Here is a 24,395-nt window from a genome sequence, read left to right as displayed (position 1 = left end):
GCCAGCGCCCTGCGGATGTGCATTCCCGTGGGGCTGGCGAAGCCTGCGATCGAGGGCCCAGCCCTGCCCATGAACAACAACCGGCGGAAAATCCGAGGCCCAGAAGAGGCCCACCGCTTCCCTTCCCACCTTCCTGACTGCCCCATGTACACCAAGAATTTCGTCAACCCGTGCCCCGACTGGGCCACGGCTTTGCTCAACGGCTTCAGCCAGGTTCTGCTGCTGCGCAATCCTTTTTGCGGCCTGTGCTGCCTGCTGGCCCTTCTGCTGACCGCCCCGAACCTGGTCGGCGGTGCCCTGCTCGGCGCCCTGGCCGGGTTGCTCACCGCCCAGCGCCGCGGTTATGAGCGCGCCGACCGCCAGGCCGGGCTGTACAGCTACAACGGTGTGCTGATCGGTATCCTGATCGCCGCCCTGCTACCCTGGTCGGCCATCGTGCCGCCACTGATCATCGCCGCCGGTGGTCTTTCCAGCATCCTCACACACCAATGGCGCAAACGCGGCGGCAAACTGCTCGTCGCCTATACCGCACCCTTCGTGCTGCTCGGCTGGGGCACCTTGCTGATGACAGAACCGATGCCCGCCTTGTTCACCGAAGCCAACCCGCTGTACGCCCTGCTGCGTGGCGTGGGCCAGATCTTCCTGCTGGACAATCCGTTGGCCGGCCTGTTGATCGTCATCGGCATGCTCGTGGCCAACCCCTACGCCGCGCTCTGGGCTTTGCTGGGATCGGCCATCGGCGGTGGTGTCGCGTTGCTAGCAGGCGAAGCCCAGGCGGCCTGGATGGGGCTGTACGGCTTCAACGCTGCGCTCGCCGCGCTGGCCTTCAGCCGTCAGGGCGAGCGCTTCTGGGTGACCTTGCTGGCCATTGCCCTGGCTTTGCTGTTGCAACCTTTGTTCAACCAGATGCCGATCGCCGGCCTGACCGCGCCCTTCGTCACCGCCTGCTGGTTGATGCATGTGGGCAGTCATTTGCTGCAACTGAGCCAACGTCGCAACGTCGATCGCTTGCACAGCTAAATCGCAGCCCCTAGGCTCTGCCCATCGCACAAGGGAACGAGCCCATGGAAAACCCTGCGAGCCTGCGCGAGCGGCTCTACGTCATCGTCTTCCAGACCGACACCGTCGCCGGCCGGCGCTTCGACAAGATCCTGCTCTTGATCATTCTCGCCAGCCTGGTGACGGTGATCCTCGACAGCATCGACGAGGTCCATCAGGGCTATGCCGGCATGCTGGCCATGATCGAATGGGGCTTCACGGCGATCTTCCTGGTGGAGTACCTGGCCCGGCTGTACTGCTCGCCCAAGCCTCTGCGCTACGCCTTCAGCTTCTACGGACTGGTCGATCTGCTGGCGATCGTGCCGGGGATCATCGCCCTGTACTACAGCGACGCCCAATACCTGCTGATCGTGCGGGTCATCCGGATGCTGCGGATCTTCCGCGTGCTCAAGCTCAGTCCCTACCTCAAGCAGGCTCATTACCTGCTGGCGGCGCTGCAAGGCAGCAAGCAGAAGATCATCGTCTTTCTGGTGAGCGTCTCCACCCTGGTGACGGTGTTCGGCACACTGATGTATGTCGTCGAAGGCCCTGAGCACGGGTTCACCAGCATTCCCAAAGGCATCTACTGGGCCATCGTCACCCTCACCACGGTGGGCTTTGGCGACATCGTGCCCAAGACTCCGCTGGGCCAGGTACTGTCGTCGCTGGTGATGATCACCGGTTACTCGATCATTGCGGTGCCCACCGGCATTTTCACCGCCGAGCTGGCCAACGCCTTGCGCGGCGAACAGCTGCAACACGACTGCCCCACCTGCCGCAAGCACACCCACGAGCATGGCGCTGCATTCTGCTCACGCTGCGGCAATGCACTGTTCCCGAAAAACGAATAAGCAAAGAGCCATTTGGTCTTTAAGGCCTCAAGAACCAAAGGTTATAGTCGCTGGCAAATTGCCAAACATTTGAACCAGAACAAGGATAGCTTCGTGAAAAAGCTCTTCACCGCCTCGCTGCTCGCCGCAGGACTCGCCTTGGGCAACCTGGCCCAGGCCGCTCCCACCCTGCTGAACGTTTCCTATGACGTGATGCGTGACTTCTACAAGGACTACAACCAAGCGTTCCAAAAGCACTGGGAAGCCGAGCACAACGAGAAGGTCAACGTACAGATGTCCTTCGGCGGCTCGAGCAAGCAGGCGCGGGCAGTGATCGATGGTCTGCCGGCCGATGTCATCACCATGAACATGGCCACAGACATCAACGCCCTGGCCGACAACGGCAAGCTGGTGCCGGACAACTGGGTTTCGCGCTTGCCGAACAACAGCGCGCCCTTCACCTCCGCCACCGTGTTCATCGTGCGCAAAGGCAACCCGAAGGCCCTGAAGGATTGGCCCGACCTGCTCAAGGACGGCGTGCAGGTGATCGTACCCAATCCCAAGACCTCGGGTAATGGCCGCTACACCTACCTCTCCGCCTGGGGCTATGTACTCAAGCAGGGCGGCGACGAAGCCAAGGCACGCGACTTCGTCGGCAAGCTGTTCAAGCAGGCTCCGGTGCTCGATACCGGTGGCCGCGCCGCTACCACCACCTTCATGACCAACCAGATCGGCGATGTGCTGGTGACGTTCGAGAACGAAGCCGAGATGATCGCCCGCGAGTTCGGCCGCGACCAGTTCGAAGTGGTCTACCCGAGCGTGTCGGCCGAAGCCGAACCGCCGGTGAGCGTGGTCGACAAAGTCGTCGAGCGCAAGAAGTCACGCGCCGTAGCCGAGGAGTACCTCAAGTACCTGTGGTCGCCGGCGGCCCAGGAGATCGCTGCGCAGAACTACCTGCGTCCGCGTGATGCCACTGTCCTGGCCAAATACACCGACCGCTTCCCGAAAGTCGACTTCCTGTCGGTGGAGAAGACCTTCGGTGACTGGCGCACCGTGCAGAAGACCCACTTCAACGACGGCGGCGTGTTCGACCAGATCTACACCAGCAATTAAGCGAAAAAGGGGGCCTGGAGCCCCCTTTTTCATGGTGTGGTTTGCGCGACAAAGGATCGGCGCAGCTTGCTTTAGGCCTGACGGAACACCAGCGCCTTCAGCCCACCTTCCGGATCCGCATCTGGAAACTCCGGCGGGTTGTCTAGCCGCTCGACGAATGCCAGCCCTGGCGCATGCTCGGCCATGCCCTCGATCAAGAAACCCGGCCCGATGCCTGGATCATTGACACAGGCCAGCACCGTTCCCCCTTCCGTCAACAACTCTGGCAAGCGTCGCAGGATCTTGGCGTAGTCCTGGGTCAGTACGAAACTGCCTTTCTGGAAGGTGGGCGGATCGATGATGATCAGGTCATAGGGCCCGTACTTGCGCACCTTGCCCCAGGATTTGAACAACTCATGGCCCAGGTACGCGACGCGGGATGAGTCATGATCATTGAGCCGGTGGTTCTCCCGTCCCCGGGACAACGCGGCCTTGGCCATGTCCAGGTTGACCACCTGCTGCGCACCGCCGGCGATCGCCGCCACCGAGAACCCACAGGTGTAGGCGAACAGGTTGAGCACTCGCTTGCCCGCGGCCTGCTGGCGCACCCAGCGACGGCCATAGCGCATGTCCAGGAACAGTCCGTTGTTCTGGCGCACCCCTAGGTCGAGCAGGTATTTGAGCCCGTCTTCCACCACCACCCGTTGCTGGCAAGGCTCGCCCAGCAGCCATTGGCCAGGGCTCTCGGGCAGGTAGCGGTGCTGGATGAGGATGGCCTGGCCAGTCCATTGCGGGCGCTCGGCGAGGCTGCGCAGCATCGCTTGCAATTCTGCCAGCTGGCCCTCGGGCGGCTCACGGAACAACGCCACCAGCAGCACGCCTTCCAACCAATCGACCGTGATCTGCTCAAGCCCCGGCCAGCAGCGGCCACGACCATGGAATAGGCGGCGGGTCTCTTGCGGGGCGGGGTCGAGGGCGGCGAGCAAGTGCTGCTCGAGGGTAGGGATCGGCGAGGTCATGATCGGGTCGCAAGCAAAAAGAAGGCATTCTACCTAATAGCGCTCGCTTGGGCTTTTGAGGCTGCTACGCGGCCCAACGCAGGCGTTGCTAGGAGCAGCCTTGTTTCGCGGGGGGCGCAAAGCGCCCCCGGTGGTTCAGGAGCCTTCGATCATTGGCCCTTCAGCGCGACCCTGCCCGAGCGGAACCACCACCCCTGCTGCATCCCTGCTGCAGCCAGCAAAATCGCCGCCACACCCAGCCACTGCAGCGGCGCCAGACGATGATCGAAGGCCACCCAGTCGACCAGGATCGCCGCGATCGGGTAGATGAACGACAACGCGCCGGTCAGGGCGGTAGGCAGGCGCTGGATAGCGCTGTACAGCAACACGTACATCACGCCGGTGTGCACGACTCCCAGCGTCAGCAGGCTGGCCAGTGCCGACGTCTCAACGGGTAGCCCCTCACCGCCGACCCACGGCGCCAGCAACAGGATGCCCGTGGTCACCTGAATCAGCGCGATCAGGTGCGGCGGCGTACCGCTCAGGCGCTTGATGATCAAAGCGGCCACGGCATAGAGAAAGGCCGCGCCCAAAGCCAGGACGATGCCCAGCAGATAGTCGCCCGCCCCACCCTGGCCGTTGCCATGGGCGCTGACGATGGCCAGCATGCCGAGGAAGGCCAGGCTCAACCAGGTCATTTTGGGTAGGGTGATCTTTTCATCCAGGAACAACGCTGCCAGCCCGACCAGCATGAACGGCTGCACGTTGTAGACCGCCGTACCAATGGCGATCGAAGCCTTGGAGTAGGAGGCGAACAGCAGCACCCAGTTGCCCACGATAGTCACGCCACTGGCCACCGCCAGCAGGAAGGTAGCGCGAGTCAACACACCGGGTTTGAGAAAGCCCATGGCAGCGCAGATCAGCAACAGGGTGACGGCGCCGAACACGCAGCGCCAGAACACCACTTCCAGCACCGGTTGACCGGACACCAGCACGAACCAACCGATGGTCCCGGAAATCAGCATGGCGGCGACCATTTCCAGCGAGCCGCGGCGCAACGAATTGTCCATCTCACACCTCCTGTCGAACATGGCCACAGTATGCCCAGTGCCCTAGCGTGCCATCCAGCGGATAAAAAAGGCGATTTCGTCATCTTGCCTTTACTATCAAGGCAGAAAACAAAAAACGCCTAACGAGGTACCCATGACCGATGACATCGACCAACTGCTGATCAACGCGCTGATGGAAGATTCCCGCCGCTCGCTCAAGGCCCTGGCCCAGGTCAGTGGCCTGTCGGCCCCCAGTGTCAGCGAACGCCTGCGGCGCCTGGAGGAACGTGGTGTACTGCGCGGCTACACCGTCGAGGTGGATCCGCGCAGCTTCGGCTACCAGTTGCAAGCCATCGTACGGATCCGCCCGCTGCCGGGTCAGTTGCAGGAGGTGGAGCGGCAGATCATTGCCATCCCCGAGTTCACCGAGTGCGACAAGGTCACCGGGGAAGACTGCTTCATCGCACGCTTGCACGTGAGGTCAATGGAGCAACTCGACACGCTGCTCGATCGCATCAATGTGCTGGCGGAAACCAATACCGCGATCATCAAGAAAACCCCGGTTAAACGCCGACTGCCGCCAATGGCTTGAAGTGGGATTTACGAAAAGCGTTATTGACATTTATCGATCGATAATTTGTACACAAGAATGTCACCTAAAGTGTCATTTTTGTGTGCACTTTTGTCCGTCATCCACTCACTCCCCTACACACTTCCCACCTAAAAATCTGACCAATCGATCAACTAACAGCGACGACGAGAAATAAAACCTGTTCAATTGGTCAACATATATTGCGCTTAATTCATCGACTTAACTTTCAGCGGGTTAAGTTGCAAAAGGCCATACCCGTAAAGTTGGTTTTTACCTGGCATGGAACTCGCTTTTGTGTGCCTATGTTTTGTATACAAATCAGACAAAACATACATACAAGAACTCGCAGCGCCTGCCTTACACAACAGGCCGTTGCGCCCAGAACCCAGTGATGCCAACGCTGCACCGACGAGATGGCGAGCCCGTGCGCTGCCCGCTCATCGCAGTCCACGCGCATCAGGAGCCTGACGCATGAGTACCAGCCTCAACCTAGCCCCTGAACTATCCGTTGCCAGCACCGCCTCCCCCTCTCTTCCATTGAATGGCCATTCGCCGGCGCTTGAACTCAGCCCGCGCCTGCATAACAGAGACCTCGCCCCTACTCGTATCGAGGGCCGTCGCTGGGGCCGCTACAGCATCTTCGCGCTTTGGACCAATGACGTGCACAACATCGCCAACTATTCCTTTGCCATGGGATTGTTCGCCCTCGGCCTGGGCGGCTGGCAGATTCTTCTGTCCCTGGCGATCGGCGCAGCGCTGGTGTACTTCTTCATGAACTTGTCCGGGTACATGGGACAGAAAACCGGCGTACCCTTTCCGGTGATCAGTCGCATCGCCTTCGGCATCCACGGCGCGCAGATACCGGCGCTGATCCGGGCGGTGATCGCCATCGCCTGGTTCGGTATCCAGACCTACTTGGCGTCCGTCGTGTTGCGCGTACTGCTCACTGCCGTGTGGCCGCAGCTGGCGGCCTACGACGATAACAGCCTTCTTGGCCTGTCGAGCCTGGGCTGGGTGTGCTTCGTGGCGATCTGGCTGGTGCAACTGGTGATCCTTGCCTACGGCATGGAGATGGTGCGCCGCTACGAGGCCTTCGCAGGCCCGGTGATCCTCTTGACCGTGGCGAGCCTTGCCGGGTGGATGTACTTCCAGGCCGATGCCCGCATCGCCTGGTCGGTGGCCGAACCGCTGACCGGTTATGAGATGTGGCGCAACATCTTTGCCGGCGGCGCGCTATGGCTGGCCATCTACGGCACGCTGGTGCTGAACTTCTGCGACTTCGCTCGTTCCTCGCCATGCCGCAAGACCATCCGTGTGGGCAATTTCTGGGGCCTACCGGTCAATATCCTGGTGTTCGCCACCATCACCGCGGTGCTGTGCGGCGCACAGTTCCAGATCAACGGCCAGGTCATCGACAGCCCCACCCAGATCGTCGCCTCCATCCCCAGCACAGCTTTCCTGGTTCTCGGCTGCCTGGCCTTCCTGATCGTCACCGTGGCGGTGAACATCATGGCCAACTTCGTCGCCCCGGCCTTCGTGCTGAGCAACCTGGCGCCACGCCATCTGAACTTCCGCCGCGCCGGCTTGATCAGCGCCACCCTGGCGGTGCTGATCCTGCCTTGGAACCTCTACAACAGCCCGCTGGTGATCGTGTACTTCCTGTCAGGTCTGGGCGCCCTGCTCGGCCCCTTGTATGGCGTGATCATGGCGGACTACTGGCTGCTGCGAAAAGGCCAGGTCAATGTACCCGAGCTCTACAGCGAGAATCCCGCGGGGGCCTACTTCTACACGCGGGGCATCAACCTGCGCGCCGTCGCGGCCTTCCTGCCGGCAGCCCTGTTGGCCATCGTGCTGGCACTGGTGCCCCACTTCCACAGCGTCGCGCCGTTCTCCTGGCTGATCGGTGCCGGCACCGCAGCCACCCTCTACCTGCTGGTCGCCCCGCGCAACCGCCAGTACCTCGACGTCAGCGGTGAAGCCATCGCCGTCGACCACAGCAGCCATTGATAGGGAAATCTCCATGCGCATTCTGATTGCCAACGTCAACACCACCACCGCCATCACTGACGCCATCGCCGAGCAAGCTCGCAGTGTGGCCTCCCCAGGCACCGAAATCGTCGGCCTCACGCCTTGGTTCGGCGCGGAGTCCGTGGAAGGCAACTTCGAGAGCTATCTCGCCGCTATCGCCGTGATGGACCGGGTGCTCAATTTCGATCAACCCTACGATGCCGTAATCCAGGCCGGCTATGGCGAGCATGGCCGCGAAGGCCTGCAGGAACTGCTCGACGTACCGGTCGTGGACATCACCGACGCCGCCGCCAGCACCGCCATGTACCTGGGCCACAAATATTCGGTGGTCACCACCCTGGACCGCACCGTGCCGCTGATCGAGGACCGCCTCAAGCTCTCCGGGCTGTACGACCGCTGCGCCTCGGTACGCGCCAGTGGCCTTGCCGTGCTGGACCTGGAAGCCGACCCGCAGCGTGCCGTGCAAGCGATCGTCGAACAGGCCGAACGCGCCGTGCGTGAAGACAAAGCCGAGGTGATCTGCCTGGGCTGCGGCGGCATGGCCGGGCTCGATGAACAGATCCGTCAATGTACGGGGGTACCGGTAGTAGATGGGGTCAGTACAGCGGTGAGCATCGCCGAATCCCTGGTGAGGCTGGGCTTGAGCACCTCGAAAGTACGCACTTATGCGACACCCCGAGCGAAGAAAGTCGTGGGTTGGCCGATGATGTTCGGACGTTAAGCGGTCACTGGACGGCTGTCGCTTCCACACCTGCGCCATTGCAAGTGTGGAAGCGAGCTTGGGCATTACCGACCAGCAAAGGTGGATTCCAGCCGGCCAGGCACATCACTTCATGTGCTGATCTCGACGCCAGAAAAGACACATCCCCATGATCATTGCAAAAATCTTGCATAGCATGAGGTCAATGCCGCAAAACGTCTCGAGATGTATATAGAAGAGGCTGGACAGCCCTCCCATGAATACGGCGACGCCCAACCATTTGCGCAACCTGGGCGCTTTTAGCCGCTGGTCGATGAAGAACGCCGCCACGAACATCGATACAAGAGAAAATGCATTTTCGTGCATTGGAGGCTCAATGCTTGAGGATCATTGAGGTGGACAACTGCCGAGGCCCGAGACCGCCGTGAACGCTGGCATCGATACCAATCAATCTGTCTCCCACGTGATAGTGCCGCAATCGTTCAGCGACAATAGCGGGGACATTGATTTTGGCTGCCACAGCGGTCCGCTGACGTCGGGCTGTGCCCGGGATCAAGCTGGTTAACGTCCAGCGCTGAGCATTGAGTGCGTCGCATTGATCACGGTTCAGAGGCTTTGAAATCGAAACTTTCAGAAGGCAGGGACGTTCCCTTGCCTGCATACGGTCATAGACCTTTATTACTCTTTCGATGATGCGATCGTTTACCTGTCGTGCCACGTCGAAGTAAAGCGCCCCGAATTGAGAACGTCGCATCACCTCAAACTCCAGAACGTCAAAGACCACACCCCGATAGCCGATCATTTGATGAATGTTCGTGAATTGCATGTGCCCACCTTAGCGTTCAAAGTCATCGCTCGAACGCAGAAGGTGCCTTGCCGGTGGAGCGAGCAATACCCGTCGTTTCGTTGTTTACCGGATGACTTTTCCTCACCTGCAACGCGGGTAAGACGCGGATGACTCAGTCATCGCGCGTCAATACTTCCAGCAACTCGATTTCGAACGTCAAGTCCGAATGGGGCGGGATCGAACCCACGTTGCGCTCGCCATAACCCAGGTGCGCCGGCACTATCAGCTTGCGCTTGCCGCCGACACGCATGCCCATTAGGCCCTGGTCCCAGCCTTTGATGACGCGGCCGGTGCCAATAACGCACTGGAACGGCTTACCCCGCGTCCAGGAGGAGTCGAACTCGCTGCCATCGGCCAGCCAGCCGGTGTACTGGGTGGTGATCAGCGCGCCCTTGACCACAGCCTTGCCGTAGCCTTCCTGGATATCGATGATTTGCAGTTCGCTGCTCATGGCTGTTTCCTTGAAGCGGATTTGTGGCCGCCCTTTTCTCAGGAATGTGCCACTTTGGCAAGGCTTGATGCGCTAGCCAAGTTGCTCGAATGCCTCCTGGCCGGTCAATTCCTTGGTCTGGTTGGCGAAGCAGTACCAGGCGGGTTTCTGCTCGATGAAAATCTGCAAGTCGAAAGCCCAGGCTTCTTCGCCATCCAACAGGCCTACCGGGATGGCATAGAAATCGTTGGCTTTGAGGCGGTAGTACAGATGTGTGCCGCACCGGCCACAAAAACCACGCTGGGCCCAGTCGGAAGAGTCGTAGACGCTTGGCGTGCGGCCTTCGATCGTTGGAGGGTGGCTGCAATGGACGACCAGTAGCGGGCCGCCGGTCCACTTGCGGCACATGCTGCAGTGGCAGGCGCTGATGTGGGTGTTGTCGACGGTCACTTTCAGGTGGGTTTCGCCGCAGAGGCAGGTGCCTTGTTTTTCCAGGGTCATGGTGAGGCTCCTTGCATTTGGGACTGGGAAGTATAGGTGGTGATTCTATTTGGGCTTGGGCTTGGGCTTGGGCTTTCAGGCTGTGTGAATATCCGGGTTTGGTGGGGGCGCCACCGGCGCTTTTCGCCTTTACGGCGACCTACTTTTGCTCTTGGGCAAAAGTAGGCAAAAACCGCTGGCTCCCACATCCGGCCCCTGCGCTGCGCTCCGGGGTCCCCTCGCTGCGGTGTCTTGCGGGGCTCCGCGGCCTCCGGCTGGCTACGCCAGCCTCCATCTCGCGTCTTCGGCTACCGCCGAAGGGCGCTGCGCGCCTGCCCCTACAGACACCTCCACTCGGCCTTCTGAGGTCGCGATGGGTGGTGACTGAACCGACGCGCATCAAAAGCAACGGCAACGGCAACGGCAACGGCAACGGCAACGGCAACGGCAACGGTAAACAAGTTAATTGTTTTGGTGTTTGTTCCGGCCTATTCGGCGTCCCGATTTACCCGCGAATAGGCTTAAAGGCTCACCCCACAACCCACTCAGACAAAGATGACCCCACGCAGGTACAAAGCCCCCCGCCCACTGATGATCACCCGCCCATTCCCTGGCACTTCACATTCCAGTTGCCCCTTACGCGCCCCGCCCTGCTCGCACACCAACCGGCGCTTGCCCAGCCGCTCGGACCAGTAAGGCGCCAGCGATGTATGCGCCGACCCTGTCACCGGGTCTTCATTGACCCCAACCCGAGGGCCGAACCAACGGGTAACGAAATCAAACCCACCTCCGGGTGCTGTCACCGCAATTCCTCGCACGTCAAACGCCGAAAGCGCAACGAAATCCGGCGTCAGCGTGCCGAGCAGCTCGGCATCGTCGATCACCAGCACATAGTCGTTAGTGCGATACAACGCCCGGGCACTGGTCAGCCCTAGCGCCTCGAGCAACGCTTGAGGAATATCAACCGCTACCGGCTGCTTGGCCGGAAAATCCATCGCCAGCAGCCCATCGGCACCTCGACTGACGCGCAGTTCGCCGCTGCGGGTATTGAACCGCAGCACCTCGGCCTGCTCCCCCAACTGCTCGAACAACACCCACGCCGTTGCCAAGGTCGCATGCCCGCATAGGTTCACCTCCACGGTCGGGGTGAACCACCGCAGGTCGAATGCCTCGCCGTTACGCACGAAGTAAGCCGTTTCGGAAAGGTTGTTCTCCGCGGCGATACGCTTGAGTGTTTCGTCGGGCAGCCAGGTTTCCAGCGGGACGACTGCCGCTGGGTTGCCGCCGAACGGCGTGGCGGAGAACGCGTCGACCTGGAAAATTTCGAATTGCATGCAAAGACTCCTAAAGCCCAGCACCTGGCTGGGCGAGTTCTGGAAAACGTTCAGGAACGCAAAAGCGCCAGTGAGTGCCGAGCGGCAAAGAATGTTTGCAAGCGGGGGCAGGAAAATGGCGATAGCCGCGCCACGCGTCCGACAGGACAGTCGGGCTCGAACGCCCCCCAGCTCAACGGTGAGCTGGGATTATGCGTGGCAACCCACCAGTACAGTCAATGGAAAGATAGGATCAAAACTGTACTGTAACGGTCGGATGAACTACTGAGCGAAGGCGCGTCCCAGACCGCCTGGCACACCACTGCTGTCGGTTTCCTGCCAGGGTCCATCAGGGCTGAGCGACCAGCTCCAGCCGTTGTTCCAGCGGTAGTAGGTGCGCTGGCGATAGAAGGTATTGGTCTTGTTCTCCAGGACATAGACACCCATGCGCGGGTCCCAATGGCTGGCCCCGCCTGGTGGCGGGGCGAAGCTGGCAGAGGTACGCGGCATTGCTTTGGGCGTGGCGGCGGGCTTGCTCGGCTGGGTGCCCGGCTGCCCCCCTGGCAACGGTTTGACCGCTGGCCCCTGGCGGGGATGAGGGGCCTCTATCGGCGGCAAGCGCTCCTGGCTCGGCGGCTGCACCGTACACGCGGAAAGACCCAATGCCAGGGTGATCAGGGTCAAGCGCACAGTGCTGTTCATTTGAATCGCTCTCTTAAGGATCTGGGCTGTCGATGGTCAGTTGTTGGGTGCCCTGGGTTCGGTTGGGCAGCGGCGAGCTCTGGCCGATCCACTCGCCTCGGGTCGGTTGTCCGGCGCGCGATACGCGTGCAACGAGTTGGACTTGCGCGAAGTCCGACAGTTTCATCTGCGGCATCATCGCATCCGCGTCGGAAAGCTCCACTTCCACTGGCAGCTGGGCAACCGTCACGCGCTTGGCGGCCAAAGGCATGGGTGGGCCATTGCTGGCCCGGGCGAAGATGAACACCGTGTCGTCTGGCCTGACCTTGTCCTTGAGCGCATCCGCCAGGGCCACCCGCACCTTCAGGCGTGCAGCCTCAGGCGCGGCGGCCAGGGTGCCCCCTGCAGCCTTGAGGCGTTCGGCGGCGCGGTCGATCCCCCCCTGCAAGGCTGCGCGCGACGCGTCGCCTTCGGGCAGTTGGGCCAACAGACGTTGCCAGTAATCGATCGCCTCCTGATAGCACTCGCCCTCGAACGCCGCGATGCCACGCAGTCCAAGGCTGGTCACCTCCTTGGGGTCCGCCTGGAGCGCTTCGTCGGTCAGGGCCTGTACCTGCGGGCTCCATTGTTTGTTGGCGGCAAAGTACAGGGCCTGTGCCCACTGCCCGAGCAGCTCGGGCTGTCGCCCTGCGAGCGTCACGGCTCGCTCGAAGGTACGAGCCGCATCGGCGGGACGCTGCTCGGCCATGTAGGCCCGAGCGAGGAAGTACAGACCTTCGGCCGAGTCCGGCTGGGCTTGCACGGCGCGCTCCAGGCGCGCAGTCATTTCTTCCATCGATTGCGGCGCCTGGGCGAACTCCTGGGTCAGCTCGACCTTGTCCGCAGCGCCGAAATGCAAATAGAGGCCCAGGCCCAGCACCGGCACCAGCACCGCCGCAAGCAGCGGCAAGGTCTTGCCCAAGTGGCCCTGACGTGGCGCCTCGGCGCCCTCGGTGTCGGCCAACAGCTCACGGGCCGCCTCGTCGCGGCCCTTGGCCAACTGGTCGTTGTCGAGTACACCGGCTTGCTGCTGGGCAGCCAGTTCTGCCACACGCTCCTGGTATAAGGCGACGTTGAGGGCAGTACGGTCTTCCTCCTGCTGCCGACGCCGGCCACGCAGGATAGGGATCAGCAGAAAAGCCAGGGCCGCGAGCAACAGCAGGCCCGCGCTAAGCCAGAATTCAGTCATGGGTCTGTTCTTTATCCAGCAGTTTGGCGAGGCGCTCGCGTTCCTCGGCGGACAGCTGCGCGCAAGGGTTTGCCACAGTATTTCGGCGACGACGCACGATCAACGCCAGCACCACGAAGCCACCGACCAGGAGAATCCCCGGGCCGAACCAGAGCAGCCAGGTACGCCCGGTGAGCGCTGGCTTGTAGCGCACGAAATCACCGTAGCGGTCGACCATGAAGTCGACGATCTGCTGGTTGCTCTTGCCTTCGCCGAGCATGCGGAAGATTTCTCGGCGCAGGTCGGCGGCAATCGGTGCATTGGAATCGGCGATGTCCTGGTTCTGGCACTTGGGGCAGCGCAGTTCCTTGGTCAGCTGTTGGTAACGCTCACGTTCGGCGTCATCACGAAACTGATACGTATCGATGGCAGCCTTGGCCACGCCCGTCAGACTCAACCCCAGTACGGCAGCAGCAAGCCAGCGCTTCATGGCTGAGCCTCATCGACCAGCCCCTGGTACAGCGGCGCCAGTTGCTCGCGCCACACGGTGGCATCGACCACGCCCACATGCTTGTAGCGGATGATGCCCTTGGCATCGATCAGGAAGGTTTCCGGTGCGCCATACACGCCCAGGTCCAGACCGAGGCTGCCCTGCTCGTCACGGATGTTCAACTGGTAGGGATTGTGGAAATCCGCCAGCCACTTCAACGCCGCGGCGTTGTCGTCCTTGTAGTTGACGCCGTGGATCACCACGCCCTGCTCGGCCAGCTGGTTCAGGTACGGGTGCTCGACCTTGCACGAGGGGCACCAGGTCGCCCAGACGTTGACCAGCGCTGGGCGCCCCTGCAGGTCCGCGGGGGTCAGCGTACGATCGCCCTGCACCGAAGCCAGGGAGAACGCCGGGAAGGGCTTGCCGATCATCGCCGAAGGCAGTTCGTCGGGCTTGAGGAACAGCCCCTTGTAGAGAAAGACCGCCACCAGCAGGAACACCGCCAGTGGCAACACCATGATCCAACGCTTCATGCAGTCGCTCCAGACATGCCCAGGACATCACGCACCCGGGCCTTGACCTTGACGCGATAGCGTCGGTCGAGAGCCGCCAGGAATCCGCCCAGCGCGGTCAGCAGACCGCCCAGCCAGATCCAGCGGACATAAGGCTTGATATGCACCCGCACCGCCCAGGCCCCGTTGTCCAGGGGCTCGCCGAGGGCGACATACAGATCGCGGGTGAAACCGGCATCGATACCGGCCTCGGTCATCATCGATTGCTGCACCGTATACAGGCGCTTCTCCGGATGCAGCACGGTCACCTCGCGGCCATCACGGCTTACCCGGACAGTGCCCTTGTCGGAAATGAAGTTCGGCCCTTCGAAATGCTTGGCCCCCTCGAACAGGAAGTGATAGCCACCCAGTTCCACGCTTTCGCCGGGGGCCATGCGCAGGTCGCGCTCAGCACTGTTGCTGCTCGCCAGCACCACGCCCAAAGCGCAAACCGCCAGGCCCAGGTGCGCCAGCTGCATGCCCCAGTAGCTGCGCGAGAGGCCGCGCAGCCCTTTGGCCAGGCCCTTGTGGCGGGTCTTGTCGAAGATGTCGCGAACACCGGCAAGCACCACCCAGGCGGCCAGGGCGAAGGCGCTCAAGGCAGGCCATTCGAAATCGTCGACGATCAAGCCCGCGACCGGTGCCAGGATAGCGCTGCCGATCAACACCGGAGTCATCATGCCCACAAGCCACTTGCCGGGGGTGTCTTTCCAGCGCACCACCACGCCGATGCCCAGCACCACCATCAGCAATGCCATCAGCGGCAGGAACAACGCATCGAAGTAAGGCGGACCGACCGACAGCTTGGCGCCGGTCAAGGCATCGAGCACCAGAGGGTAGAGCGTACCGAGCAGAATCATCGAGGCGGCCACGACCAACACCAAGTTGTTGGCCAGCAACAGTGTTTCCCGCGACCACAGGGCAAAGCCCACCTGGCTCTTGACCACAGGCGCTCGAAACGCGAACAGGGCCAGCGAACCACCTACCACGAAGAGCAGGAAGATGAGGATGAATACACCGCGCGAAGGGTCGGCGGCGAAGGCATGCACCGAGGTCAGCACCCCGGAGCGCACCAGGAAGGTACCCAGCAGGCTGAGCGAGAACGCGGCGATGGCCAGCAGTACCGTCCAGCTCTTGAACACCCCACGCTTTTCGGTGACGGCCAGCGAATGGATCAGTGCCGTGCCCACCAGCCATGGCATGAAGGAGGCGTTTTCCACCGGATCCCAGAACCACCAGCCGCCCCAGCCCAACTCGTAGTAGGCCCACCAGGAGCCCAGGGTGATCCCCACGCCCAGGAAGGCCCAGGCGACGATGGTCCAAGGCCGCGACCAGCGCGCCCAGGCCGCGTCCAGGCGGCCACCGAGCAGTGCGGCGATGGCGAAGGCGAAGGCCACCGAGAAGCCCACGTAACCCATGTACAGCATCGGCGGGTGAACGATCAGGCCGAAGTCCTGCAGCAACGGGTTGAGGTCGCGTCCGTCCGTGGGCACCTGCGGCAGCAGGCGCTCGAATGGGTTGGAGGTGACGATCAGGAACGACAGGAAGCCCACGCTGATCATGCCCATCACCGCGAGCACCCGAGCCAGCATGACTTGCGGCAACTGGCGCGAGAACACCGAAACGGCGAAGGTCCAGCCGCCGAGGATCAGGGCCCAGAGCAACAGCGAACCTTCGTGGGCGCCCCACACCGCACTGAACTTGTAGTACCAGGGCAAGGCGCTGTTGGAGTTGCTGGCCACATAGGCGACCGAGAAGTTGTCGGTCATGAAGGCGTGAGTCAGGCAGGCAAAGGCGAAGGCCAGGAAGGCGAACTGCCCCCAGGCCGCAGGCCGCGCCAGGCTCATCCATAGACTGTCGCCGCGCCAGGCGCCAAGCAGCGGTACGCTGGCCTGGACCCCCGCGAAGCAAATCGCCAGGATCATCGACAATTGCCCCAGCTCCGGGATGACCAATGCCGCGTTCATGGCTTGGGCTCCGTGCCGGTCGCGGCCTGGCCGCTTTCTTTCAGGGCCTTGGTGACCTCCGGCGGCATGTATTTCTCGTCATGCTTGGCCAGGACCTCGTCGGCCACCACCACGCCGTCGGCATTCAATTTGCCCAGGGCGACAATGCCTTGGCCTTCACGGAACAGGTCGGGCAGGATGCCACGGTAGGTGATCGGCACCGACTTGTTGAAGTCGGTGACCACGAAGCGCACGTCCAGCGAATCGGGGGAGCGCTGCACCGAGCCTTTCTCGACCATGCCGCCGGCACGGATGCGCGTGTCCAGCGGCGCCTCGCCGTTGGCGATCTGGGTCGGGGTGTAGAACAGGTTGATGTTCTGCTGCAGGGCGCTCAGCGCAAAGCCCACGGCGATGGCGACACCGACCAGCAGGCCCAGGATGAGGAACAGGCGTTTCTTGCGCTGAGGATTCACTGGTTGTTCTCCCGGCGCAGACGACGCGCCTCTTCTTGCAGGTAACGACGCCGAGCCAGCAGCGGTGCGGCGACATTGAGCGCCAGCACCGCGAGGCAGATGCCGTAAGCCGACCAGACGTACAGACCATGGTGCCCCATGGCCAAAAAATCATTGAAGGAAGCGAAGCTCATCACGCGGCCCTCCGACCCAGGCTGTTCAACACTTCCTCCTTGACCCAACTGGCGCGCGCCTCGCGCTTGAGCACTTCAAGGCGCATGCGCAGCAGCAGCACAGCGCCAAAGAAGCAGTAGAAACCCAATGCCGTGAGCAACAGCGGCAGCCACATTTCAGAAGGCATGGCCGGCTTCTCGGTCAGGGTGAAGGTGGCGCCTTGGTGCAGGGTGTTCCACCACTCCACCGAGTACTTGATGATCGGGATGTTCACCACACCGACGATCGCCAGAACCGCGCAAGCCTTGGCCGCGCTGTCACGATTGCTGATCGCCTGGCCCAGGGCGATGATGCCGAAGTACAAAAACAGCAGGATGAGCATGGAGGTCAGTCGGGCATCCCAGACCCACCAACTGCCCCAGGTCGGCTTGCCCCAGATCGCCCCGGTGACCAGCGCCACGGCCGTCATCCAGGCACCGATGGGCGCTGCGCACTGCACGGCCACATCAGCCAGTTTCATCTTCCACACCAGCCCCACCACGCCAGCCACCGCCAACAACACATAGCAGGACTGGGCCAGCATGGCGGCGGGGACGTGGATGTAGATGATCCGGAAGCTGTTGCCCTGCTGGTAATCCTGCGGGGCGAAGGCCAGGCCCCAGATGACGCCGACCAGCAGCAGGAGAATGGCGCACCCGCTCAGCCAAGGCAGCATGCGGCCACTGATGGCATAGAACCATTTGGGGGAGCCCAACTTGTGGAACCACGTCCAGCTTATCTTCATCAAGGTACATCCACGGTATTTGCCGGGCTTGGAAGCCCGGGACTCGTTATTCGCCGACGCTGATCTTCAGGCCAGCCGCGATCGCAAAAGGTGCCAGTGTCACCGCCAGGGCCGTCAGGCTGGCCAGCCAAAGCAGATGGCCGGTCGCCGGCATATTCTGCAATGCTGCCTGCAAGGCGCCACTGCCCAGGATCAATACCGGGATATACAGCGGCAGGATCAACAATGCCAACAGCAGGCCGCCACGCTTGAGGCCCACAGTCAGTGCCGCCCCCACCGCGCCCAGCAGGCTCAGCACCGGGGTTCCCAGTAGCAGCGACCCCAGCAGCACCGGCAGGCAGCCAGCTGGCAGCCCCAACATCAAGGCAAGCAATGGCGCCAACAATACCAGCGCCAGCCCGGAAAAGATCCAGTGTGCCAGCACCTTGGCCAACACCAGCAGTGCCAGCGGATGCGGCGACAGCACCCACTGCTCCAGCGAGCCGTCCTCGAAGTCGCTGCGAAACAGCCCGTCCAGCGACAGCAATACGGCCAGCAATGCCGCGACCCAGACCAAGCCTGGCGACAAGGTTTGCAACAATTGTGTCTCAGGACCGACCGCCAGAGGGAACAAGGCGACGACTATCGCAAAGAACACCAACGGGTTGGCCAGCTCCGCCGGGCGGCGGCACAACAGACGCGCCTCGCGGCGCAACAACAGGATGAATACACTCATGCCGCCCACTGCCCCAGGTTCAGTTCTCGATAACCCGATGGCTTGCGCTCGAGGTTGTGATGGGTGGTCAGCACCACCGTGCCACCTTGCTCGCAATGGGCCGCCAGGTGGGCCTCCAGTTGCGCCACACCTTGCTTGTCCAGAGCGGTGAAGGGTTCGTCGAGGATCCACAACGGGGGGCTGTCCAGATACAGCCGCGCCAAGGCCACGCGGCGCTGCTGGCCGGCGGACAACGTATGGCAAGGCACATCTTCGAATCCTCGAAGCCCCACGGCCTCCAGCGCCTGCCAGATGGCCCGGGCACTGGCCGGCTGATGCAGTGCGCACAGCCAGGCGAGATTCTCTTCGGCGGTGAGCAGGTCTTTGATCCCGGCGGCATGGCCGATCCACAGCAAGATGCTGGCCAGCGCATGGCGCTGCTCGGCCAACGGTTGGCCATTGAGCAGAATCCGACCCGCGGTAGGCTGCATCAGGCCGGCCAGCAACCGCAGCAGGCTGGTCTTGCCGCTGCCGTTGGGGCCACTGATCTGCAGCATGTCACCGGGCCGCAACTGGAAGTCCAGATGCTCGAAGAGCAATCGCCAGTCACGCTCGCAGGCCAGGCCCGCGGCTTGGAGATGAAGGGTCACGGTTTCGCCTTATCAATGTTGGGTTCAGCGCCGCGCGCCGTAGTCCGCGCGAACCCGCGCTGAACCCCAGTGTCTCAAGTCGCCCCGGTCACTGCCGTTATAGTGGCAGTGGCGGACGGCGGGCATTATTACATGGGACGTCTCGCTGCCAAGAGGGCGGGTCCGACAGGTTGTATACAATCATGACTGAAATCAATAGTCTCGGCGCACAATCCACGCTCGGACTCCAGGCGGGCAAGGCTGCGATGACCGGCGAGCTGCTGCGTCTGCTGCAATCACAGCCCGGCCTGCTGGCCCCAGGCGAGACCGCCCGGGCCGATGTGCTCTCTCTGCGCCAGGTGGGCCAGGATTTCCAGTTGCTGCTGCGCCTGACCTTGGCCAACGGCACCCAGACCCAACTGCAGGCCAGCGCCAGCCAACCCCTGCCTCAAGGCAGCCAAGTGACCGTCGCCCAGACTGACAGCAACCGCCTGACGGTGCTCCTGCAGCAAGCCAATGCCAACAACATCGCCACCCTCACTCGCCTGGACACCGACAAAGTACCGGTCGGCACCCTGCTGCAAGGCAAGGTGCTGACTAGCCAGGCGCAGGCCGTGGCACCTGGCGAGGCGGCGAGCTTCCGCTCTCTGGTCAGCCTGCTCAACAGCGCCCAGGCCGGGGCCACCCTGACGGTCGACAGCCCACGCCCCCTGCCGGTGGGCAGCTTGCTCAGCGCGCAGGTCCAAGGCGATCAGTCGTTGCGCTTCGTGCCGCTGAGCGGCCGTCAGGACCAGTTGGCGATCGCCCAACAGCTCGGCACCCAGCAAAGTCGCCAAGCCTCGTTATCGGGTCTGCTCAATGCGCTGCAGCAGATCACCCGCGACCCTGGCGCCAATGACGAGCTCAAGACCAGCGCCGAACGTCTGCTGGCCAGCCTGCCCGAGGCCCGCCAGCTCGGCGACGCCAAGACCCTCGCCCAGGCATTGAGCAACAGTGGCGCGTTCCTCGAGGCCAAGCTACTCGGCGGTGGCGGTGCAGGCCTGGTGCCGGACCTCAAGGCACAGCTGGTCCGGCTGGTGGCCCAAACGTTTCCCGACCTGCCCAGCAGCGCGCTGAGCAGCCCCGCCACCGCCGCCACCCTGGCTCAGGCGTTTCCGGCCATCGCCCGCAGCGCCCTGGGCATGCTCGACAGAAATAGCCCACGGCCCCAGCCTGGCACCTTTCCCCTGCCCTCGCGCCTGCTCCAGAGCCTGGAAGCCGAAGGCGACCTGCAACAATTGCTGCGTCTGGCCGCCGCCGCCATCTCGCGCTTGCAAAGCCATCAGCTGGCCAGCCTGCAGCAGACCGGTGTCACCGAGAACGGCAACCTGCAGACCACCTGGCAGACCGAGATTCCCATCCGCCATGGCCAGGAGTTCATTCCACTGCAGGTCAAGCTGCAGCAGGAGCAGACCCCGGAGCAACAGGCCGATTCGCAGCGCAGTCAGCGCGATCCGCTGGAGTCGCTGTGGCGAATCGAGCTGGCATTCGACCTGCCACCCTTGGGCCCGCTGCAGGTCCAGGCGCAACTGAGCCAGGGCCGGTTGTCAGGGCAGCTGTGGGCAGAGCAGCAGCAGACTGCGCAGTTGATCGAACGCCAATTGGGCGAGTTGCGCGAACGCCTGGTGGCCCGAGGCCTGGATGTGGGCGAACTGCAGTGTCACCCGGGCATTCCGCCCCAGGGGGCACGCACGCGCCTGGAACAACGTTGGGTGGACGAAAACGCATGACCGACAAGCAACCGCGCCAGGCCATTGCCCTGACCTACGACGGCCAGCAGGCTCCCACCCTCAGCGCCAAAGGTGACGACGAGTTGGCCGAGGCCATCCTCGCCATCGCTCGCGAACACGAGGTGCCGATCTATGAGAACGCCGAGTTGGTCCGCCTGTTGGCGCGCCTGGAGCTGGGCGAACAGATCCCCGAAGCACTGTACCTGACCATTGCCGAGATCATCGCCTTCGCCTGGCAATTGCGCGGCAAGGTACCGGTGGGCTTTGACGACGAGCCCGCCGACGAGCGCGACATCACGCCCTTGCGCTTGCGCCTGCCCAATGAGCGCGCCTGAGCCACACACTGCGTGGCGCAGTCACATTCACCGACACGTCCTCAGAAAACGACCAAGTCCTGGGTAACTCATCTGGCAGATCGGCAGAGGCCGTCATCCCCGGCCCGCAACGCAGCCCCCCCAAACCAGCAACGTCGGCACCCTGCTGGTCGCCTATGAGGCCGAACTCGCCCCCCCCCCTCGAATCGAGCCTGAATCGGGAGATTCCGGTGCTGCTGCAATCAGCGCTTGGCGAAGGCCAGTGCATTAGTGCCGTCGGCACGCAAAACGTCGAGATGACGAACTGCAACAGCAACGATGCACGGCAGATGTGAGGGTTCGACGAGGCGCGACGCTACCGCAACCTCGCGCCCCGGCAGTGCATGGCCTTCAACGTGTCGAATCATCTCGCGGGCCTTGAAGGAACGCCTCCGCGCCTGGCCCGTTTGCCAAGCGATGCGCCTTGGCGAACAGGCGCTATTTAACTACCCCCTCCGGCCCCCGCATCCACGCCATCGTGCCCCCTCGACTAACCACGCGAGCCATTACGATGACCCCTTCTTATGTAAACGATGCCGGCGTGCAATTTGTGCGCGATCACCTGGCCAACGTTCCGCGCCCCGACCGCGCCGCAGCCCAAGCCATCCGCCAATGGGCTGGCGATCGCGGGCTGGATGTGAACCCCGATCGCTGCGATGTGGTGGTGCTTCATCATCAATGGCGACCGGGCATCGGTCGGGTCGCTGTCGTCACCCAGAAAATGACCCTCACCCAGGCCGTGCTGTCGAACTGGCAAGGCGAGTCGGCGAACGACCTGATCGGCGCCGCCCTTGGCGCGCCATGGGCCGGCGCCTTCCCCGATGACAAGCGCATCACCCTCGTCGATCACCTGGACCCGCCTTCCGCCCTTGCCAATGGCCCAGGCTACGGCATCTACAACGGCCTGTTTCGCCAGACCACGCCACAGAAATACTCCCGCGACACCCATATCCAGCTGCCAGCCGAGGCGTTCGAACGTTTTATCTGGGCGCTGGACTTCCACGCCAGCTACCGGGCGATGCTGGACAGGTACTGGTCCGCGCACCTGGAAGGCCACCGGACCTCGGCGAAAATCGCCTTCATCGCCGCCTGCAACAAACAGGCGGCCGAAGGCAGCCTGTCGGACGCTGCGCGTCAACTGGCCTGGCAGGCGGCAGGGCTGGCGTGCGCCAAAGACTCGACCCAGGTGCGATTGCTGAACGTCTATGGCTACGTGGCGAGCCACTTGCCATGCATTCGTGATACACGCAGCGGCCTCACCCTGCTCTACATGCCAGGCAACAGCGCGCCCCTGCTCGAGTTCGCCAGCGAAGGCCTGATGCAGGATTGGTTCGCCGATCAGTGCAAGGACGCAGCCAAACGCCAGGTGCTCAGGCAGTTCTTCGCGCTCCAGGACACACCGGATGGGCTCAGTTTCAGTGGCCTGGATACCGCACTCGCCGGCCTCGGCGCCTACCCCTCGATGTATCGCCTCTCGACGCAACGCGCCGGCTTCACCCGCAGCGGCTACTGGGCCCCGCGCGAATACGTCAACTATCGCCCGGACCACTACAGCCCCGTCATCACCGGTGACCTGTTCACCGCGCTCAGCGAACAGCAGCGCCAACGCAGCTACGCCGATGCCGATTTCATCATCACCAGCGATAACGAGGTGAGCAAAGCCCGTTGGCGCGACTACCTGACCTGCGCCATGAACCTGCTGGCCCCGCTGACCTTCGTGATGCCAGGCCTTGCCCCAATGCTGGCCGTGGGGGGTGTCGCCCAGTTCGGTCTGGGCCTTGACCAGATCATCCACGGCCGAACCCAGGAGCAACAGGCCAGTGGCGTGCAGACCCTCACCTATGGCCTGTTCAACGCATTGCCGCTGGCCTCGCAAGCGCTGAGCCGGGGTGCGAAGCTGTTTCGCGTGAAAAGTGAAGGCTTCGTTACCCCCAGCTGGATCAATGAGCGATGGGGTTACGCGCTGAGCCCGATCGAACCACCGCACCTGCCGCAGACGGACGTGGGGCCGTACTTTCACATTCCCGCGCCGATCCCTGCCTTGCCCGACGGCGACCCGGCGATCATCGAAGCGGTCACCAGGACACCCCGTTACAGCAGCAGCCCAGACCAGTTGAGCGCACGCATCGACGGCCATCGCACGCAGATGATCTATGACATGAAGCACGATGCCTTCGTCAAGCTCGACAGCCTCAACGAGGTCGATCCGGTCCGCTATGTCGCCCGCACCGGCAGCACGGACCTGGTGCCTGTCGCCCCCGGGCGGGAAGTCAGCAACGCCACGCGCACCGCCACCCTGCGCGCCCTTGGTGTCGACCTGCCGCTGCCGGTCGAGCTGCCATCGGGGCCTGGAGCCGGCGCCAGCCCTATACCAGCGAAGGTCTCGTGCATCTGGCTAGGCGACAAGGTCATCGAGCCCATGCTGTTGACCAACCTCGCGAGCAACGCCGCCCGTCTTCGCGACAGCCGATACACACTGCGCTTGTACCTGTCGAAGGCGACACCCGCAGCCTATGCCCAGAACCTGCGCCAGCTCGCCGAGCACGCGCCAGGGCTTGAGGTCGTCCCCCTCGAAGAGCAGCCGTTTTTCCACACGTTCAGCCAGGGCAACTACTACGCCCAGTACCAGGCGGCCATTGGCGGCAACGCCGGCGTGGCCCGCCACTATGCCTCGGCCTGCGACGTCCTGCGCTTTTGGTTGCTGTACCAGGAAGGTGGCTTGTACATGGACGTGGACGATTACCTGTTGGCGCCCGGTGAACCGCGCACCCTCAACGGCAAGCCTGGGGAGTCGATCGACCAGGTGGAGTTGCTGGCCACAGGAGAAAGCCTGCTGCTCGCGCCGCCAATGGCCAATGAGAAGATGAGCATGTACTGCCTGTACGCCAACAGCCTGATCGGCAGCCACGCGGGCAATCCGACCTTGCTGGCGATCTCCGAGGAAATGCGTGCCCGTTACCTGGCCGAACCGGACTTCTACGACCGCAAGCCCAGCCTGGCCGAGGACCCGGCCGGCTTCTACCGCTATGCCGAGCGCCTCAGTTACCTCACGGGGCCGGCGCTGCTCACCGAGGTGGTCGACCAGCGCCTACCCGCGCTGCGCACCCTGCGCCAAGTCATGCACCTGCATGGCATGCCCGTGGATTCGGACACTTTCATCGACCTGGACGCCTACCGGCAGGCACTTCGCACGCTGCTGCCGCTCAATCGAATTGCCCGGGTCGGCAGCTACAAATCCTGGGCGCGGGACTGAAGCGCGAGGCGACCC

The 24,395-nt window shown here is 62.8% G+C and carries 26 protein-coding genes; 9 read left to right on the top strand and 17 right to left on the bottom strand.

Features of this window, described 5'->3' with window-relative positions:
• Positions 1 to 144 precede the first annotated feature (144 nt).
• From AB1N67_RS07510 to AB1N67_RS07500, 3 genes are all read left to right on the top strand, one after another.
• Entirely contained in the window at positions 145 to 1,020 is an 876-nt protein-coding gene (locus tag AB1N67_RS07510; protein ID WP_043215651.1) for an urea transporter, read from the top strand.
• Between the two features lie 44 nt (positions 1,021 to 1,064).
• Positions 1,065 to 1,889, top strand: a complete 825-nt coding sequence (locus AB1N67_RS07505) for an ion transporter (RefSeq protein WP_043215650.1) — start codon at positions 1,065 to 1,067, stop codon at positions 1,887 to 1,889.
• A 93-nt stretch (positions 1,890 to 1,982) separates the two neighbouring features.
• Positions 1,983 to 2,981 carry a sulfate ABC transporter substrate-binding protein gene (locus AB1N67_RS07500; protein ID WP_043215648.1) on the top strand — a complete coding sequence of 333 codons (999 nt, stop codon included), beginning with the start codon at positions 1,983 to 1,985 and terminating at the stop codon, positions 2,979 to 2,981.
• Between the two features lie 71 nt (positions 2,982 to 3,052).
• Here AB1N67_RS07500 and AB1N67_RS07495 read toward each other — a convergent pair whose 3' ends face one another.
• Both AB1N67_RS07495 and AB1N67_RS07490 read right to left on the bottom strand, forming a co-directional pair.
• Complete coding sequence (locus AB1N67_RS07495) at positions 3,053 to 3,979, bottom strand: class I SAM-dependent methyltransferase (RefSeq protein ID WP_043215647.1); 927 nt, start codon at positions 3,977 to 3,979, stop codon at positions 3,053 to 3,055.
• A 149-nt stretch (positions 3,980 to 4,128) separates the two neighbouring features.
• Positions 4,129 to 5,028 (bottom strand): DMT family transporter, encoded by a 900-nt coding sequence (locus tag AB1N67_RS07490; RefSeq protein WP_367863639.1) that lies wholly within the window; start codon positions 5,026 to 5,028, stop codon positions 4,129 to 4,131.
• 133 nt (positions 5,029 to 5,161) lie between these two features.
• Between AB1N67_RS07490 and AB1N67_RS07485 the strand changes: the two genes are divergently transcribed.
• From AB1N67_RS07485 to AB1N67_RS07475, 3 genes are all read left to right on the top strand, one after another.
• The gene (locus tag AB1N67_RS07485; RefSeq protein ID WP_043215643.1) at positions 5,162 to 5,599 is read left to right on the top strand and encodes an Lrp/AsnC family transcriptional regulator; all 438 of its coding nucleotides are present in this window, start codon (positions 5,162 to 5,164) and stop codon (positions 5,597 to 5,599) included.
• A 471-nt stretch (positions 5,600 to 6,070) separates the two neighbouring features.
• Positions 6,071 to 7,606: an NCS1 family nucleobase:cation symporter-1 gene (locus AB1N67_RS07480; protein ID WP_102081318.1), complete on the top strand. Its 1,536-nt coding sequence runs from the start codon at positions 6,071 to 6,073 to the stop codon at positions 7,604 to 7,606.
• Between the two features lie 13 nt (positions 7,607 to 7,619).
• A complete protein-coding gene (locus AB1N67_RS07475; protein WP_367863638.1) occupies positions 7,620 to 8,348 on the top strand; it encodes an aspartate/glutamate racemase family protein in 729 nt (242 codons plus the stop codon).
• Positions 8,349 to 8,453: 105 nt separating this feature from the next.
• Here the strand turns inward: AB1N67_RS07475 and AB1N67_RS07470 are convergent, their stop codons facing one another.
• The 15 genes from AB1N67_RS07470 to ccmA all read right to left on the bottom strand — a co-directional run bounded on the left by AB1N67_RS07470 (position 8,454) and on the right by ccmA (position 19,026).
• On the bottom strand, positions 8,454 to 8,693 hold the full coding sequence (locus tag AB1N67_RS07470; RefSeq protein ID WP_367863637.1) for a hypothetical protein: 240 nt from the start codon (positions 8,691 to 8,693) through the stop codon (positions 8,454 to 8,456).
• Positions 8,694 to 8,700: 7 nt separating this feature from the next.
• Complete coding sequence (locus AB1N67_RS07465) at positions 8,701 to 9,153, bottom strand: hypothetical protein (RefSeq protein ID WP_043215635.1); 453 nt, start codon at positions 9,151 to 9,153, stop codon at positions 8,701 to 8,703.
• A gap of 133 nt (positions 9,154 to 9,286) precedes the next feature.
• A complete protein-coding gene (locus AB1N67_RS07460) occupies positions 9,287 to 9,625 on the bottom strand; it encodes an FKBP-type peptidyl-prolyl cis-trans isomerase (RefSeq protein WP_324723478.1) in 339 nt (112 codons plus the stop codon).
• 72 nt (positions 9,626 to 9,697) lie between these two features.
• Positions 9,698 to 10,105, bottom strand: coding sequence for a GFA family protein (locus AB1N67_RS07455; RefSeq protein ID WP_043215631.1), 408 nt, complete (start codon positions 10,103 to 10,105; stop codon positions 9,698 to 9,700).
• A gap of 524 nt (positions 10,106 to 10,629) precedes the next feature.
• Complete coding sequence (locus AB1N67_RS07450) at positions 10,630 to 11,418, bottom strand: PhzF family phenazine biosynthesis protein (RefSeq protein ID WP_367863636.1); 789 nt, start codon at positions 11,416 to 11,418, stop codon at positions 10,630 to 10,632.
• A 261-nt stretch (positions 11,419 to 11,679) separates the two neighbouring features.
• A complete protein-coding gene (locus AB1N67_RS07445; RefSeq protein ID WP_043212847.1) occupies positions 11,680 to 12,099 on the bottom strand; it encodes a hypothetical protein in 420 nt (139 codons plus the stop codon).
• A 13-nt stretch (positions 12,100 to 12,112) separates the two neighbouring features.
• On the bottom strand, positions 12,113 to 13,306 hold the full coding sequence (gene ccmI / locus AB1N67_RS07440) for a c-type cytochrome biogenesis protein CcmI (RefSeq protein ID WP_367863635.1): 1,194 nt from the start codon (positions 13,304 to 13,306) through the stop codon (positions 12,113 to 12,115).
• Positions 13,299 to 13,775, bottom strand: coding sequence for a cytochrome c-type biogenesis protein (locus AB1N67_RS07435; protein ID WP_043212843.1), 477 nt, complete (start codon positions 13,773 to 13,775; stop codon positions 13,299 to 13,301). The genes ccmI and AB1N67_RS07435 overlap by 8 nt, the downstream gene beginning before the upstream one ends.
• Entirely contained in the window at positions 13,772 to 14,308 is a 537-nt protein-coding gene (locus AB1N67_RS07430; RefSeq protein ID WP_043212840.1) for a DsbE family thiol:disulfide interchange protein, read from the bottom strand. Before AB1N67_RS07430 ends, AB1N67_RS07435 begins: the two co-directional genes overlap by 4 nt.
• Positions 14,305 to 16,293, bottom strand: coding sequence for a heme lyase CcmF/NrfE family subunit (locus AB1N67_RS07425; protein WP_043212837.1), 1,989 nt, complete (start codon positions 16,291 to 16,293; stop codon positions 14,305 to 14,307). The genes AB1N67_RS07430 and AB1N67_RS07425 overlap by 4 nt, the downstream gene beginning before the upstream one ends.
• A complete protein-coding gene (ccmE, locus tag AB1N67_RS07420) occupies positions 16,290 to 16,745 on the bottom strand; it encodes a cytochrome c maturation protein CcmE (RefSeq protein ID WP_090345508.1) in 456 nt (151 codons plus the stop codon). Before ccmE ends, AB1N67_RS07425 begins: the two co-directional genes overlap by 4 nt.
• Positions 16,742 to 16,918, bottom strand: coding sequence for a heme exporter protein CcmD (gene ccmD, locus AB1N67_RS07415; protein WP_043212833.1), 177 nt, complete (start codon positions 16,916 to 16,918; stop codon positions 16,742 to 16,744). Before ccmD ends, ccmE begins: the two co-directional genes overlap by 4 nt.
• Positions 16,918 to 17,682 (bottom strand): heme ABC transporter permease, encoded by a 765-nt coding sequence (locus AB1N67_RS07410; protein WP_043212831.1) that lies wholly within the window; start codon positions 17,680 to 17,682, stop codon positions 16,918 to 16,920. The genes ccmD and AB1N67_RS07410 overlap by 1 nt, the downstream gene beginning before the upstream one ends.
• A 46-nt stretch (positions 17,683 to 17,728) precedes the next feature.
• A complete protein-coding gene (gene ccmB, locus AB1N67_RS07405; RefSeq protein WP_043212857.1) occupies positions 17,729 to 18,397 on the bottom strand; it encodes a heme exporter protein CcmB in 669 nt (222 codons plus the stop codon).
• Positions 18,394 to 19,026 (bottom strand): cytochrome c biogenesis heme-transporting ATPase CcmA, encoded by a 633-nt coding sequence (gene ccmA, locus AB1N67_RS07400; RefSeq protein ID WP_090345506.1) that lies wholly within the window; start codon positions 19,024 to 19,026, stop codon positions 18,394 to 18,396. Before ccmA ends, ccmB begins: the two co-directional genes overlap by 4 nt.
• 182 nt (positions 19,027 to 19,208) lie before the next feature.
• Between ccmA and AB1N67_RS07395 the strand changes: the two genes are divergently transcribed.
• The 3 genes from AB1N67_RS07395 (at position 19,209) to AB1N67_RS07385 (ending at position 24,380) form a co-directional block, all read left to right on the top strand.
• The gene (locus tag AB1N67_RS07395) at positions 19,209 to 20,774 is read left to right on the top strand and encodes a flagellar hook-length control protein FliK (protein WP_090345504.1); all 1,566 of its coding nucleotides are present in this window, start codon (positions 19,209 to 19,211) and stop codon (positions 20,772 to 20,774) included.
• Positions 20,771 to 21,109 (top strand): EscU/YscU/HrcU family type III secretion system export apparatus switch protein, encoded by a 339-nt coding sequence (locus tag AB1N67_RS07390; RefSeq protein ID WP_090345503.1) that lies wholly within the window; start codon positions 20,771 to 20,773, stop codon positions 21,107 to 21,109. Before AB1N67_RS07395 ends, AB1N67_RS07390 begins: the two co-directional genes overlap by 4 nt.
• Before the next feature lie 529 nt (positions 21,110 to 21,638).
• Positions 21,639 to 24,380 carry a dermonecrotic toxin domain-containing protein gene (locus tag AB1N67_RS07385; protein WP_367863634.1) on the top strand — a complete coding sequence of 914 codons (2,742 nt, stop codon included), beginning with the start codon at positions 21,639 to 21,641 and terminating at the stop codon, positions 24,378 to 24,380.
• The last annotated feature ends 15 nt before the right edge of the window (positions 24,381 to 24,395 follow it).

This window comes from Pseudomonas guariconensis, from assembly GCF_040822035.1.
GTDB classification, from domain to species: Bacteria; Pseudomonadota; Gammaproteobacteria; order Pseudomonadales; family Pseudomonadaceae; genus Aquipseudomonas; species Aquipseudomonas guariconensis.
This window is presented reverse-complemented; position numbering and strand designations above follow the sequence as displayed.